This window comes from Paenibacillus sp. DRB1-1 (assembly GCF_052119485.1).
Classification (GTDB): Bacteria; Bacillota; Bacilli; order Paenibacillales; family Paenibacillaceae; genus Paenibacillus; species Paenibacillus polymyxa_B.
The window spans coordinates 4,527,449-4,543,124 of record NZ_JBODQH010000001.1 but is presented as its reverse complement, the minus strand read 5'-3'; the positions used below and the strand labels follow the sequence as shown (position 1 = coordinate 4,543,124).

Below are 15,676 nucleotides of genomic sequence, written 5' to 3'. Positions count from 1 at the left end.
GAAACTGTATCTGTGACCTGTATCACATTACTTCAAAAAGTTTCCATAACCACACGTGAGCCGCCTCCAGCCTGCTCTGCTGGCAGAACAACTAGCTTGCGCGGAAGACGGGCCCGTAGTTCAGGCACATGACTAATCACACCAACAGACAATTGATCATGGTGCAGCTTTTCCAGTGAGGTGATCACTGTGTCAAGCAGCTCAGGGTCCAACGTTCCAAAGCCTTCATCCAGAAAGAAAAATTGCAGAGGGTATTGGCCCCGCAATTGAATTTGAGCCGACAGCGCAAGCGCAAGCGACAAGGAGGTCAGGAACGTTTCTCCACCGGACAAGGTCGATACCGGACGTTTGACCCCACCGTTGGCATCGTCACTAATGACAAATCCACCGCTGGAATCTACCTCTAGCGCGTAACGTTGCTTGGTCAGAAAACGCAGGCGGCGTGAAGCCGACTGACTGACCTGCATGAGCTGCTCCTCGGCAATATATTCAACAAAGGCATTGCCGCGAAAAACAGACTGGAGCTTGGACATTTTTTCCGCTTCGCTACGCAAATGTACACGATTGGACTCCAGCTTCATCCAGCGGACGTGCCGATGCTGCAAGTCCTCTAAATCACGCTCAGCCTTGGCGCGATTCTGAAGCGCCTCTTCGTCGCGTGCACGGCAATCACGTAGCTGTGCAGTGGCCGTTTCCCACTGTTCCTCTGTTACCGTTGCTCCATTCAGCTGCTCTTCGACATGTTTTAAGCGGGAAGACAGCTCTTTTTCCCGTTCTCGATGCAAACTCACTTCACGCTCATAGCGTGCGGCTTCTTCCGGTCCCAGGCAGCATTCCATGACCTCTGCTTCCGTAGCGAAGGAGGATGCTTCCAGACGGCTGCCCCAACGGGACTCTGCCATCTGACGTCTTTCTTCTGCCGAGTCGGAGGCCTGCCGGGCAATCAGTGAAGCATGAACGGCTTGCTGCTTGCGTTCTTCCGCTTCGGTACGGCGGCGTGCCGCGGCTTCGGCTCCGTTTTTCAGTCCCAACAGTCGCGAGGTCGCTTCTTCCAGCAATGAAGCCGCTTGGCCATCTCCAACCCACTTTCGGAGCTGTGCTAACTTTTCACGAAGCGAATCATCTTTGCTTTGGAGCCCTGTACGGCGGGCAATAATGATTTTGTCCTCCTCGATGATACTCTGCTGTATCTGTTGAACACGCTCCGCCTTTCCTTCGAGGAAGGTCACACTCGTCTCCAGCCGGGACCGCAGCTCTTCCGCACGCCCGTCGCGCTCCTGCATGGCGCGGTAACGCTCCGCAGCTTCGCTCGGAGCGACATCCGTTAGCTGCGCCGCCCATTCGGCGCGCAGTCCCTCGCTGCGCGTGGTGCATGCCTCGCGCTTGCTGCCTGCCTGCGTCAGCGCTGCAGCTGCTGCCTCCTGCTCGGCGGCAGCACGGATACGCCGCTGCTGTCCGGCGGCGTCTGCCTCGCGCAGCGCCTGTGCCTCGGCAGGCAGCGTATGCGCACGTGCGGCTAGCTCTGCCGCAGCACGCTCCAGCGCCGTGCAGCGCTCCGCCCAAGCGGCGGCACCGCGCGGCTCTGCTGGTGCTGCCGCAGGCGTGAAAGGCTCGCCCGTGGCAGCTGCGCCGCTGTCTGCGTTGGCAGGCTGCGCCAGCAAGCTGCGCTGCTCGTGCAACTGCTGGCGCAGTGTGAGGCGCAGCTCCTGCAAACCGAGCCGCAGGCGGTGCAACTCATCTGGCGCAGCGGCATCCGCGCTATGCGCCGCGACGACGGCAGGCGCGGGATGATGCAGCGAGCCGCACACTGCGCACGGCTCGCCTTCGCGCAACTCGGCAGCGAGATGCTGAGCGAGACGGCCCAGCTCCTCGGCACGGAGCTCGTGGCGCAGTTGCTCTTCCTCGGAGGCCAGTGACGACATATCGGCGGTGATTTCTGCCTCCAGCGTCAGCAATGCCTCAATGCCATCAGCTGCCTGTGCAGCAAGGGCTGAACGCCGTGCCTCCGTCTCCCGTGTCTCCTGGTCCGTCAGCTTTAGACGTTCGTCAGCTTGCGCAAGCCGTTTCTCCTGAGTGGCGTACTCCAGTTCAGCTTCACGCAATTGCTCATTCGCGATTTCCAGCTGTTGCAACCGTTGCACGGCCTCTTGCAGCATACGCCGCTCATCTGCCCGCACTTCATTTTGCTTTAGCTCTTGTTGAAGCTCCTGCTGTCGCTTCAAGCCTCGCGTCTGTAGCTCTTGTTCCTTTGCGAGTCCTTCTGCATGTTCAGCAAGGGTTTGTTCGCTTTGCACAAGCTCGGCCGCCAGACGTTCCCGTTCGGTGCGCAACGCTTCCGTATCACGCTCCAGTTGAAGCGCCTGCTCTAGTTGGTCGATCCGAAGCAATAGCTTCGGTTCTTCGGCACTGAGTGCTTGCCGGGCCTGTTCATCTGCTTGCGAAGACACAAGCGCAGCCTCCTGTGCGGTAGCGGCCAGGACTTCCATTTCTTCGGCAGCCTTTTGCCGTTTTTCTGCTTCAGCAATGGCTTCCTTCCAATCCGTCAGCGCAGGCAGCAATGCCTCGGCTGCAGTTGCTTGTCGAAGCTTGCGCTCCAGCAAAGTAATGCCCGGCTCCTGTGCTGCCAACTGCTCCAGCTCGTTCGATCTTTGGCTGAGCTCGATGACCAGCTCACGGGTTTTGTTTAGCACCTCCGATTCACGTGAGACACGCTCTAGCTCGTGACGCGAAGCTTCTGCATTGGCAATCGCCTCTTTGAGACGCAACTCTACATGTTCAAGCGCTTCAGCACTCGCATCCCCCAACCCTTGCTGCTCCGCCTCTAACGCTTTCAGTGCGCTATCGTTATCTTTCACACGACGGCTTAGCTTCTGTGCAAGTTGATCTCCGTACTTCTCCAGATGGAACAAACGCTGTAGCATCTGTCTACGTTCACTGCCCTTTAAGGACAAGAATTCCGCAAACTTTCCCTGCGGCAATACAACAGCTCGTGTAAAATCGTCCATTTTTAGGCCGATATACTCCTCCACACAGCGCGTCACATCCTGCACCTTATCGGCAAGCACTTCTTCGCCATCCTCTGTTAACGCAATAAAACGGCTAAGCGTATTATTAACCGATACGCCTCCAGCACGTTTGAAACGTCGTTCTACACGGTAACGACGAGGCCCTTGAGCTGACATTAATTCAAACGTAAATGCAACAGACAACGTATCCTCAGCATGGTTCATAATGCCTTGTGTACCATTAACTGCCCGCTCCACTTTACCGTACATAGCCAACGTAATGGCATCCAGCAGCGTTGATTTTCCACTACCCGTTGGGCCAAATATCCCGAACAGTCCAGTTTCGGTCAAATCGTCAAAACGAATTTCCTGCGACTCCCGGTAGCTTTGCAACCCCGCCAGTTTTAGAAGGATTGGTTTCATGCGTCATCCTCCTCAGCGTGGTCTCTTGCATCATCCTGTTCCACCAGTTCCAGAAACAACTGCACTAATCCGTCATCCGGCTGTGCTCCACCTGTCTGCCGCTGATAGAATGCCCGGAACAACTCATGCACTGGCAGTTCTGATCGTTGGTGCTCCAGCTGTGCGGCAGCCATTTCTGGATACATTGGGCGAATATGAATGATGCCTTCACGGCTTTTGCGCAGCCGCTGAATATCTCCCATCGACATCGCTTCATCCAGCGTAATTTCCAGATCAATAAAGGCATCGGCATCCAGCCCTTCGTCCAGCCAGCGATATACTTCCTCTAGACCTCCCCGTGCGCGCCACCTCACTAATGGGCGTCCACTGGTAATGTACAGTTCCTCGACCTGAGCAGGCTTGCCAGCAACCACGTCAATTAACGTAACCGATTTGGCTTGTCCGGCTTCAGAAAAGCTATAAGCCAGCGGAGAGCCACTGTAACGCATCAGCCCGTCTCCCTTCACATATTGGGGACGATGCAAATGTCCTAGAGCCGTATACTGAGCCCCAATGCTCAAAGCAGACGGATCTACGGTATACGCCCCCCCGACCTGAATCGGGCGTTCCGAGTCCGACTCCAGCCCGCCGAGCACATAAATATGGCTCATCGACAAATTAACGGTGTCAGGCCGAAATGCTGTACCCAGCTGTGACATCAGCAAGCCCACACGGCGGCTGTATGCCTCGCGCAATACTATTTCATCTCCGTCTTCAGACAATAGCTCGTTCAGACGAGACTCGGAGGGATATGGCAAAGCTGCAATGCATGCCATTTCACCCGTTCGCGGTGTATGAACGCGTACCGCTTCCCCATGGGGCAGTCCCAGCAATGTAATTCCGCGCCCGCTCACCAGCGGTGTGACCGAGGATACCCTTTCCGGCTGATCATGATTGCCCGCAATGACGACTAGTGGTCTTCCTCCAGCCGTAAGACGGGCAGACGTTTCATAAAACAATTGCTCGGCTGCGGCCGAAGGATTGACTGAGTCGTATACGTCTCCAGCCATCATAATCAAATCGGCCTGCTGATCGTCAGCCATTTTCGCCAATTCTTCCAAAAACGCCTCCTGCTCCTTCAAACGGCTGCGTCCTTCCAACGTGCGGCCCAAATGCCAATCACCTGTATGCAAAATCCGCATGCTATTCCTCCTCTCCCTATCTATATAACTACAGCCGTACACTCTCTCCAGCTTCTAAAAAATACAACCACTTCTCAGCAACCTTTTTGCCTGTAATCTCTTCGATCACACGGGCATACAGCTCCAATTGAAATCGATATTGGTCTGTTAAATGGGACAGTGTACGGTATTCAGATATCCGATCTGTTTTATAATCTACCAGCACGAATCCATCGGGAGTTTCAAATAGACAGTCAATAATCCCATTCATCAGCACTTTATCTCCGTCCTGTCCACCTTCCGAATCTGTTTCTTGTCCTGGCAGCACGGATGGTAAGCTGTGATTCCAGTAATCGGTTGCCCACATGGTATAAGTAAATGGAAGCTCACGTTGAACATGGGATGCCCCCAGCATTCTGCTACCCAACTCACTAGTGAAAAAGCGTAATATTTTATCCGTATCTAGCGCCTTTGCATGAACATCCAGTAACATACGCTGATTGAGCAAACGAGCCTTGGTTTCCTCAATAACTTCGGCGCTCATCCCCCCATCTAGTGGCAAATGCAGCATCAACGTATGATAGACTGTTCCTCGTTCCGTTGGAGTCAGTCGCTGATTCCCCATAAACTTAGGTCTGCGCAAGTGTAATTGACTTCCCCCAGTGTGAGAATCCTCCTGATCCTCCGGTAACTCTGCTAGTAGGGAGGTAGATAGATTGAGCCAATCGTCCGAACCCATCTCCTGCATTTCCAGCCATCTTTTCATCTCAGTAACCGATGTATTGGCTGCTGTCTTGCCAGCCCGCTCATACGGATAGGTCCAGGAAAGAGCAGCTTCAATATCCGTTTCACTCTCTTCGTTCAAGTCGACTAGCTCTGCATTTCTCAGTGCTTCTGTCTTCTTTTGGCGCTCTTCACCCGACACCTCCTCCTCATGATCCGAGTTCACACGAGAGCCGGAAAGTGTTTCCGAGGCCACGATTTTAAATAACCAGTCTGTTCCCGGCATATGTTCCAGCCTGTGATAGTACCCATCCTGATCACCTGCCGCTTCCCTCAACAAAGTAGCAGAAGGATGCCGAATCAAAGCGGGACCTACCCAGTCCAGATAGCTGCGGCCTGCCGCCAGCATATAGTCTGGTAAGACAATTTCCGTATGTTCTTTGGCACGTACCCAACCCGCTGCGCGCGAAGCGAGATCCTTCACAGTTCCGGTCATAATCAGCTTTTCGCGCGGACGTGTAAGCGCCACGTATAACACCCGCATTTCCTCAGCCAATAGCTCCAGCTGTGAGCGTCGGCGGATCGCTAAATTAGGCAGCGTAGGGTAGCTGACACGATTTTGTTCCTCCACATATTTAGGACCAAACCCCAACTCCTTGTGCATAAGAAACGGCGCATTGAGATCCTGTTGATTGAACATTTTTGCTGTCCCGGCAATAAACACGATAGGGAATTCAAGTCCTTTACTCTTATGAATGGTCATAATGCGGACAGCCTGATCAGGTTCAGTCCCTCCGCTAATTGATCCTAAATCACCGCCTCGCTCCCGTAGACGGGAAATGAAGGTCAGAAATCGGAACAATCCTCGGTTGGACGTAGAAGTCTCATACTGTCTCGCTCGGTCATATAGCGCCCGCAAATTGCTTTGACGCTGTGAGCCGCCAGGCAGTCCACCGACCCAATCCAGATATCCTGTTTCCTCCAGCACATTCCAAATCAATGCACTTAAGCTGCCTTGTCTGGCTTCCTGCCGCCAGGCTTCCAAATTACGCAAAAATGAACGTAGTCGGGCAGACAACGTATTCCCATCATTTCTATTACCAAAGTCAGATGAAGATAAAGAGTCCTCTGGGAAAAGATCCAACTCCATGATGTCAGCTGAAATCCCTTTTTCGCTTTCTTCCAGTGGGTCAGCCTCAGCCGCCGCCAGCAATGCGCCATAAAACAATCCATCCGGCTTCTCCAACCGAATTTGTGCCAGTTCATCTTCGGTCAAGCCGACAATCGGCGAACGAAGCACTGATGCAAGCGGGATGTCCTGCTGCGGATTATCAATAATATGCAGTAGAGACAACATTACCTCAACTTCCGTTGCTTTAAAAAAGCCTGTCGTCTGCTCCCCGGAGGCCGGAATGCCCTCAAGCCGCAGTTCCTCCACAATTAGGGGGGCCCACACGCTTGCCGAACGAAGCAAAATGACGATATCGCCGTAGACTGCCGGACGCATCGCTTTTAATCCTCTGTCGTAAATCAACAGTGGTTGTCCAGTATCTCCGGTCAGTTCTTTAATCCGTTGCGCGATCGCACGAGCCTCTAACTGTGCCGTTTCTAACTCCACAAGCTCAGCCAGCTCACTTTCCTGTAAAGCAGATTCGTCCCCCGTTTCGGACAGCTCCGAAGCCTCAGAAAGACCATGTCCACCCTTATCAACTAACAGCAGCTCAGGTGCATATACAGATGCAGGGTCTTGATCCGACTGGTCGGGATAGGATGCGCCGTGTACCAGCCATGCTCGTTCATCGTACTCAATTTCCGCCACATCCACACTCATAATCTGGCGGAACACCAAATTGACCGCATCGACAACTTCCTCCCGACTGCGGAAATTACGCGCCAGATCAATTAATAAGCCATCTTCCTGCTCTTGCATGCCGTACCGTTGATACTTATTCAAAAACAGACCCGGCTCCGCCAGCCGAAACCGATAAATACTCTGTTTCACGTCGCCCACCATAAAACGGTTACCCGGTTCCTCCCGTGATACCAGCCTGACGATATCTTCCTGTACGGTATTCGTATCCTGATACTCATCCAGCAGCACCTCGTCGAATTGCGCCTTGTATTCGAGCGCAGCGTCGGAAGGTAGTAGCTTGTACGGAGTAGAATCGGGATGTCGTAATATTTTCAGGCAATAATGTTCCAAATCCCCGAAGTCCACCAGCCCTTTTGACTGCTTGTGCTGTTGAAATCGTTCCCCGAATACAATCACGGTTTCTACCAATTCGTCCATCAGCGGAGCCGCGGCGTGCAACTCCTCCCAATAGGCTTCTGCTCTCCTGCCAAACAGGGAAGCCTTCATATCTGTAATCATTTTTTTGGCTGCTTCGCGCAGCGTTTTAACCCGTTCCTGCAATGCAGGCTCGGTCTGATCTTTTTTGACGGGCTTGAGCTTACCGAAGGAAGCTGTCTGAAAATGATCATATAGAGATGCCCATGGCTGTGTCTCCAGCTCTTGTAGCAATCCCTTCACCATCGCCGCATCCTCTTGCAACGTCACGGCATAAGGCGCAGGACCGCCGGGCTGCATAGCTGTTTCATGCGCCTGTTCCAGCAAGCTCGCTGCGCCGCGCAATGAAAGTGCAGCATCCGCCAAAATGCTGCGAACCCAGGGAGTCTCTCCCAAAGCGGCTACATCCTGTACACGAAATGCTGCCGCTGTCTCCCGCAGCCAATGTTCTGGCCAAGGATGACTTTGAGAAAAATCATACAGCCGCTGAACAAGCACGTACATTGCATCATCGGTGCGTTCTCCACTAAACCAGTCGACCAGTCTGCGGAATGTACTGCCTTCATCATGAGCCTCGTATTTCTCCTCAAACAGTTCTTCTAGGAGCTCCTGACGCAGCAATTCTGTCTCATGCTCATTCATAATCCGAAAACCGGGATCAAGGGGAATGGCCTGATAATGCCTGCGGATGACCTCCATACAAAATGAGTGAAGCGTCGTAATCGAGGCCCTATTCAGCAACGATAGCTGGCGGCGTACATGCTCACTTTCCGGTTCCTGTTCCAGTACACGTTCCAACGCTTCGCGTATCCGTTGACGCATTTCGGCGGCTGCAGCCTTCGTAAAGGTCGCTACCAGTAACCGATCCACACTGAAGCCGAGCTGGGGATCGACGATTTTACGAATAATACGCTCTACGAGTACCGCAGTTTTACCAGACCCTGCCGCTGCCGCGACCAGCATGTTGTTACCAGATTCCGAAATTGCACGCCACTGGTCATCGCTCCACATACTGCCTTCCGGCTTCGGCATGCCTTTAGTATTTGACGTGCTTATCATTGGTCCATTCCTCCTTTCCCTTCCTGTGTATGACCCAGCAGATTCCAGATCTGATCTTTCCCTGGTTTACCCCATTGATTGTAGCCACTGCCCTCCAGACTGTCGTCAAATTGACAAACAGGCTTAAAAGAGCAGAAGGTACATGCCGTCTCTTGCTGGATACGATAAGGTTCAATGGCCACATCGCCCTCTGTCATCCGTGTACCAATCGTCCGAATATTATGACGTACCGAAGCTAGCAGGCTGTCCCACTGTTCCGGCGAAGCAACCGAAGCACTGCTATAAAAACTGCCGTCTGCTTTCACCGCAACAGGTAAAATAGAGGAATATCCCTTGTCCAATGCTGTATCCATTTGCCCAACTACATCCCGATCCGCGAGCAATAATCCCTTCATCTTAAAACGTTTCAAAAGCTCCTGACGGGCCTGTTCTGCACTAAGACCGTTAAGCGACTGCAGCATCGGATTGTGGACGTGAAAATACAGTGTACCCGCTGGATAAGCTGTCTCGCCCAACCATTCCTCCGCCGCATTCAGCAGCACATCCAGGTAGGTGAGCATTTGCAAGGACAGGCCATAGTACACTTCATGCAGCTTGAGATCCTTTTGGCTAGATTTGTAATCGATGACACGCAAAAGTAATCCCTTTTCTCCCTCTGCCACATCTACACGGTCAATCCGTCCGACAATTTCCATCACAACGCCGTTATCTAACCGGAAGCTTAACGGAGGAAGCTGCTGACCCGGTCCAAAGTCTAACTCCAGCCCAATCGGCTCAAAACTACCTCTTCGCGCATGTTCACCTAAAATCAACGAAGCACGGCTCACGATGTCTTTCAATTTGCGCAAAATGTAGCCATACCGCTTGGAGCTCATTAAAATCTCGCCTTGCAGACGAGGTGCCAAACGCTCCACTGTACTTTCCGCCTCTTGGCGGCATTCCTCCGTGCTGAGACTGCCCCAGCTAACATTGCGTTTACGCAAATTGATCGCCATCTCTCCAAGCGCGGCATGGAATAATTGTCCGATATCCGGGGCTTTCAGGCGATACATTTGACGTTCCTTCAAACGAAGACCGTGAGAGGCAAAGTGCGAAAATGGACATGCCACAAAACGTTCCATACGAGATACGCTGGTACGCAGCTTGCTGCCGTACAGACGGCGGCTCGTTTCCTTCTGCATTTCGGCATGGTTCTCGTAAAAAAGTGACGTCAACAGCTGACGTAGCTTGTCCTTCTCACGCCCTTGCTGGCTTGCATACCAGTTATATACCTCCCACCAAGGAGATAAAATGTCACCGCCACGTCGCCAATGTCGTAATTGCGCAATGAGCTGCGGCAAAGCCTCGGACGGATGAGAAGCATACTCCCATTGCGTCGTCCAAGCATCCCCTGGCAAAGGGTATCCAGCCAGTGGACGTTCGTCCAGACTAGGAAACAGGTGCCGCACATGTCGTACTAACTCAGACGGCAGCAACGACTTCCCTTCTTCATCGGTCACTGCATAGCTCATCCACAGGCTTTTACCGGCTGAGGTAAGGGCTGTATAAGCGAGAAAACGTTCGTCCAACAAACGTCTTGTCATATCCGGCGCCAGCTCTACGCCTCGTTCGTTTAATGCCGTACGCTCCTGCTCATTCAGCACACCGTCCTCATGGAACACAGCCGGCATCACACCTTCGTTCATACCTAGCACAAAAGCATGTTGAATACCGGACACACGTGTACGGTCCGTGTTTCCGACTAGAACCTGATCCAGAGCTGGCGGAACAAGTCCCATACGAAACTCAGCCAATCCCGTTTCCAGCACACCCGCAAACAAAGAGGTATCCAGCCTCTCGTCACCCATCATTTCGACGATTTGATCCAGTAGTTCAAGCACTGCATCCCATACTTGACGATGCTCTTTCGCCTGCTCAGGTTTTCCTGATTCCTCTGCCTGATGAATGAAGGCGTCCAGCTTGTGGCCGATTTCTGCATCCTCCAGTAACAGATATACCGCTTCACACTTCTCAAGTGCAGTTCGTGCCTTGCCCACACGTTTCTCAAACGCACGTAAAGGCGTCACGATCACATCCCGGCACAGTTCCATCAAATCCAACGTTTCATCCCGCCTACGGTTCCGTTCCTGCTCCTCCAGCTCCAGTGACAAGCTGGGCACAGCCTGCCACGGGCGACTGTCTGTCCAACGGCTGCCTTGTATTCCGCAGGCTAGTACATAGTTTTCTAAACGGTCCATCTCCTCACGGCTCACCCGACCATCCAGCGGCAGGAGAAGGTCTGTTTTGACCGCACGGAATACATCCTCATATCGCCAACGACGCTGCACGATATCCAGTGAAGCCCGAATCAATTCCACTAAGGGATGATGCAATACACTTCTCCTCTGATCCAGAAATACTGGAACCTCATATTGTTTGAATATCGGTTCCACCCATGGCTCATAATCTTCAATATGACGCACAAACAGAGCCATCTCCCGATAACGCGCGCCTTCATCTCGGGCCAGACGGCGCATTTCGCGTACAGCCCCTTCCAGCTCTGCACGGCGATTAGCCGCAGTGTACAGTTTTATTCCCTCTGGCTGCTTTTCTGCCCATTGCTCTCGTAGCTTTTGCTGCCGCATCCGTTGTTCCTGATTCCGTAACCCTGTATGATGTTCAAAGTTAGCCTCCAAATATGCCAACGCCGGACGCTCCTTAAATCTCGGCAGCGGATCAGGGCGTAGTAATTGTGTCTGCGTCTCTACCATCAGCTCGTCTGCCATTCCTTTGAGCTTTACATACGTAGCCGCTGAAGGATGAAACAAATCCAGCTCATGCGGAAGCTGCCCGCTCTCGTAGCTGCGGCTGCAAGTCAGCGCCACCGTCAACGAAGAAGCGTGCAGCATAAGCTGCTCCACCACCTTGTATTCATGTGGTGTAAACCTGCGGTAGCCATCCATCCAAATATCTGCCCCACGCACAAGGGAAGACTGAGCAATCTGTTCTGCCAGCATGCGCAGCGTATCTTCACCGTCAATATATTTAAGCGTCAGCTCTCGTTCAAAATCCTCATAGATTAGACTGATATCTTTGAGCTTGCCGCGCAAAATCGGAGTTGACTCTCCAGCAGCGTTCATTCGCTCCAGTTGCTCCGGTACAGACCGAGTATCATTTCCATACTGCTTTAGCTCCGTAAACAATGTATTCAACCGATCCACAAAGCCGAGCTGGTCTCCCGAATCCTTAAACAAACTCAGTTCATCCTTGCGACGACGAATAATTTTATATAAAAGCATCTTCTTGCCTTCTTCCGTTACAGGCACCAGTGCTGAACCCCCGGTTTCCTGCATAACTAAATAGGCAAGACGATGAAATCCCATCACTTGGGCGCGCACCGACCCCTGAATACCGTTTCCGGCTTCTGTAAGTAACGCATGCTCAGAAGCAAATGACGATTGCTCCGGTACAAGTAACAGCATAGGCTTACCTAGCGGCTCCTCGCGTAACATAGACGTCATTTCATTGCGGATTAACGTACTTTTACCACTCCCAGAGCGGCCAATCAACAAGCGGACCGACATGATGCGGCCTCCTTTCCAACGAACAACATTCTATTAAACAGTATAGCATATCAGGCAAGGGAGAAAAGAACGTACGTTTGCCATGTTGTAGCAATTCTTCCTCTCTCTAAAAAAAACAAATCAGTCCCGCAGATTGGCTTGGTGCACGCCTTCTCTACAGGACTGATTTATATCTAAACGAGTCTATTTTACCTATTTAATCACCAAAAAGGCGATTGACTTTGACCTTGTATGAAACCTACAGCTGTGTCCGGCTGCGCACCTCAAAGATGGCGAATTTCAAGTAATGGCCTTCCTCCACACCCAAAATTTGAGGATGGTCTTTACCAGCCGCTCTCCAGTCTACCAGACGAAGGATTTTGCCGGCATCTGCCGCCGCTTCCTTAATGGTATCTAAAAACAACTCTGGCCGCATATGGAACGAGCAGCTCGCTGTCACTAGATAGCCGCCCTCATTGACCAGCTTCATCCCGTGCAGGTTGATATCTTTATATCCACGTGTAGCTCCTTTGACAGCGTTCTTCGTTTTGGCAAAGGCTGGCGGATCAAGAATGACCACGTCAAAGGTGCGTCCGCCACCTGCTGTCAGCGGCTTGGATGTATCTCCTTTGCCCCCGGCTCGTGCATTGCGTTCCTCTACACCCTTCACTTGATTGCGCAAATATTGAAAAGCATCGTCGACGACAAACTCAACGCGTTCCTCAAAACCGTTCAGCTTGACATTATCCCGCGCACTTTCAATCGCATGCTCAGAAATATCAAGACAAGTTACTTTTTTAGCACCATGTTTACAGGCATTGAGCGTAAAGCTTCCCGTATGTGAAAAACATTCCAATACGGTTGCGCCGTCCCAGAATGGAAATTCAACAACCTTACCACTTTTATTCACTGGCTTCATGACCGTAGTGCCCGCATCCCCTGAGTCTGCAGCTACTTCTTGTAGCGTAATTCCACTACGTGCTCCCCAACCTGTCATCAACGGTGCTATAGCCGCACGATTTTCACGCTGGTCAAAGAAATACCCCGTCTTCTGGCCCTCTACGATATCAACCTTGATTTGCAGGCCATTTTCCGTCACCACCACATGACGCGGGCAATCACCGTACAAAGGACCCTTCGTTTGTTCCAATCCTTCCAGCTCACGGATGGATACATCACTGCGCTCATATATACCAACAGGACCCACTACTTCAACGAGCGCATCCCTGATTTCTTCCCTGCGCCGATCCATGCCAAGCGTTAACAACTGCACGACTAACACATCACCAAATCGATCTACTATCAGTCCAGGCAAAAAATCAGCCTCGCCGTACACCAACCGATAAGCGTCTCCCCCGGTCACAAAACGTTCGCGGTGCTCCAGACATTTGCGAAAGCGTTGGGCAAAAAAGTTTTGATCCATTGCTTCCAGCGGCTCGTAGGACATTACACGCACTGTAATTTGTGAAGCTGGATTATAGTAACCTGTCGCCAAATAACGCCCCTGATGGTTAACGATACTGACCAAATCGCCTGCCTCTGGGTCCCCTTCGATCTTGGCTATTTCGTTTTTAAACACCCAAGGGTGTGCGTGCTCCAGTCTTTTTTTACGGCTGCGTTCTAATATTACTGAAGGCAAAATCCTTCACTCCTATTCTTAAGTTACTCAAAGCCCTTAAAAGTGCGGTGTTCGATGGGGCGCGGCTCCGCGATTCATTTGATCTTACGATCGCTGTTGCAACGGGATTCTTGGGATTAGGTAACACATTTAAAGGTAAGAATCCCGTTGCAAAGGCGAACGCTGGCGCTTCTCCAGATTCAAATGAACCGCTCCGCTACTGCCCGTCTTTATATCGACGTCACGCTTTTAAAGCTTGCGAAGATACTACAAAATTATCGTTCCGTAAAAAAGAGCTCAGCCATGCTTGTCATGGCTGTCCCCGACAGATCATAGGCTGTTACATAAGTATTTTCACCTAGAAAAGGGGGCTATGCCCGTGTTTATACATGTTATACTCCCACTGTGCGGCGGGCTGTTTATTTTTTTGGGCGGGATGAAGCTGATGGAAGCAGCTCTCCGGCATTTGGCCGGTCCCTTCCTCACCCGCTGGCTGAACCGCGCCACAGTTTCCCCTTGGCGGGGCATGCTGTTCAGCTCAGGCATTACCGCCTTGCTGCAAAGCAGCACCGCCGTAACGGTGCTGACGATCGGACTGGTCAACGCTGGGCTGTTGACCTACGGCCGCACGCTCGGCATCATTCTCGGCACCAATATCGGCACCTGCCTGACCACCGAGCTGATGGGGCTCCAGCTTGGCATGCTGGCTGTTCCGCTGCTCTGCGGCTCACTGCTATGCTGGAGCACTGCCGTCCTGTGGGGTGAAGCTATCCCCGGTCGCCAGTATGCGTCCGCCGGAGCTTCATCCGGCTCCAATGGGCTTAGCCGTCCGCAGGCTGTACAATATATCAGCCTCGTCTTTGCTGGATTTTCGCTAATTCTGGCAGGTATCCGCGTAATGCAAACGGTCGGCCCCTGGATTGAGCAGGCCGGACTATTCCGCTGGTTTCTTGACCACGCTGCGGCCAACATGTGGTGGGCCTTCGCTGCTGGAGCCTGCCTGACCGCACTGATTCACAGTAGTGCAGCCGTCATTGGCATGGCGATCAGCCTTGCCGCTGCGGGTGCCTTGCCAGCCGATGTGGGGATCGCCATCGTCATCGGCTCCAATGTAGGCACCTGCGTAACCGCTCTGATTGCCGCTGTTGGCGGCAGCGTGTCCGGCAAATTTGTGGCCTGGTCCCACGTGCTGCTGAACGTAGGCGGAGCATTGCTCTTTATGCCGTTGATCCCTGGGCTGGAAATGGCCGCCGCCTGGATATCTACCGAGCCCGGAGCCAAGGTAGCCCATGCCCAAACCCTGTTTAACGTTATTAGCTCTCTGCTGGTCTTGCCTCTCTGCTATCTACCTGTGTGGATGCGTTTAGAGGATCGTATATCTCCACACAGAATCAAACGTTAATTCCTAGCATGGACAGCGCCTTGCTTAAAATGACATCATTATTGTCATATCCACCCTGGCGCTGGAGACGCCATGCTTCCTCAGGTGTATGCCACGCAACTCCTTTAATTTCTTCGATCTGCGCCTGTAAATCCCCATCCAGTGCCTCTACAAGATAATAGTGTACTTCTTTATCCACTTCCCCAAATTCCGGATGCTGATACGTATAGGCAATCATATCTACATGTTGGATAATTCGCCCGTTCAACCCTGTTTCCTCACGAATTTCACGTAAAGCCGTCTGTTCGATTGTTTCTCCCAACTCCATTTTCCCTTTAGCCAAGGATACCTTGCCATATCGGTCTGTAATGAGCTGAATTTCAAGCTGCTCCCCCTGTTTGCGAAACACAACGCCGCCTGCGGAAATTTCCTTTTTTGCCGCCATCCTGTAATCTCCCTTCCTTGCGCAACAAGGATT

At 52.3% G+C, this 15,676-nt stretch carries 7 protein-coding genes; 1 reads left to right on the top strand and 6 read right to left on the bottom strand.

The genetic code is table 11. From position 1 onward, the window contains the following. Positions 1 to 32 precede the first annotated feature (32 nt). From ACQW03_RS20400 to ACQW03_RS20380, 5 genes are all read right to left on the bottom strand, one after another. The gene (locus tag ACQW03_RS20400; protein ID WP_441951470.1) at positions 33 to 3,428 is read right to left on the bottom strand and encodes an AAA family ATPase; all 3,396 of its coding nucleotides are present in this window, start codon (positions 3,426 to 3,428) and stop codon (positions 33 to 35) included. Continuing rightward, on the bottom strand, positions 3,425 to 4,609 hold the full coding sequence (locus tag ACQW03_RS20395) for an exonuclease SbcCD subunit D (protein ID WP_441951468.1): 1,185 nt from the start codon (positions 4,607 to 4,609) through the stop codon (positions 3,425 to 3,427). Before ACQW03_RS20395 ends, ACQW03_RS20400 begins: the two co-directional genes overlap by 4 nt. 28 nt (positions 4,610 to 4,637) lie before the next feature. Then, entirely contained in the window at positions 4,638 to 8,657 is a 4,020-nt protein-coding gene (addA, locus tag ACQW03_RS20390) for a helicase-exonuclease AddAB subunit AddA (RefSeq protein WP_441951466.1), read from the bottom strand. Next, a complete protein-coding gene (addB, locus tag ACQW03_RS20385) occupies positions 8,654 to 12,220 on the bottom strand; it encodes a helicase-exonuclease AddAB subunit AddB (protein ID WP_441951464.1) in 3,567 nt (1,188 codons plus the stop codon). The genes addA and addB overlap by 4 nt, the downstream gene beginning before the upstream one ends. Before the next feature lie 238 nt (positions 12,221 to 12,458). Continuing rightward, on the bottom strand, positions 12,459 to 13,838 hold the full coding sequence (locus tag ACQW03_RS20380; protein WP_071641840.1) for a class I SAM-dependent rRNA methyltransferase: 1,380 nt from the start codon (positions 13,836 to 13,838) through the stop codon (positions 12,459 to 12,461). A 358-nt stretch (positions 13,839 to 14,196) separates the two neighbouring features. Here ACQW03_RS20380 and ACQW03_RS20375 point away from each other — a divergent pair, with 358 nt between their 5' ends. Continuing rightward, positions 14,197 to 15,219: a Na/Pi cotransporter family protein gene (locus ACQW03_RS20375; RefSeq protein WP_441952446.1), complete on the top strand. Its 1,023-nt coding sequence runs from the start codon at positions 14,197 to 14,199 to the stop codon at positions 15,217 to 15,219. Here the strand turns inward: ACQW03_RS20375 and ACQW03_RS20370 are convergent. Further along, entirely contained in the window at positions 15,209 to 15,643 is a 435-nt protein-coding gene (locus ACQW03_RS20370) for an NUDIX hydrolase (protein ID WP_013311157.1), read from the bottom strand. The genes ACQW03_RS20375 and ACQW03_RS20370 overlap by 11 nt on opposite strands. Positions 15,644 to 15,676: the final 33 nt, after the last annotated feature.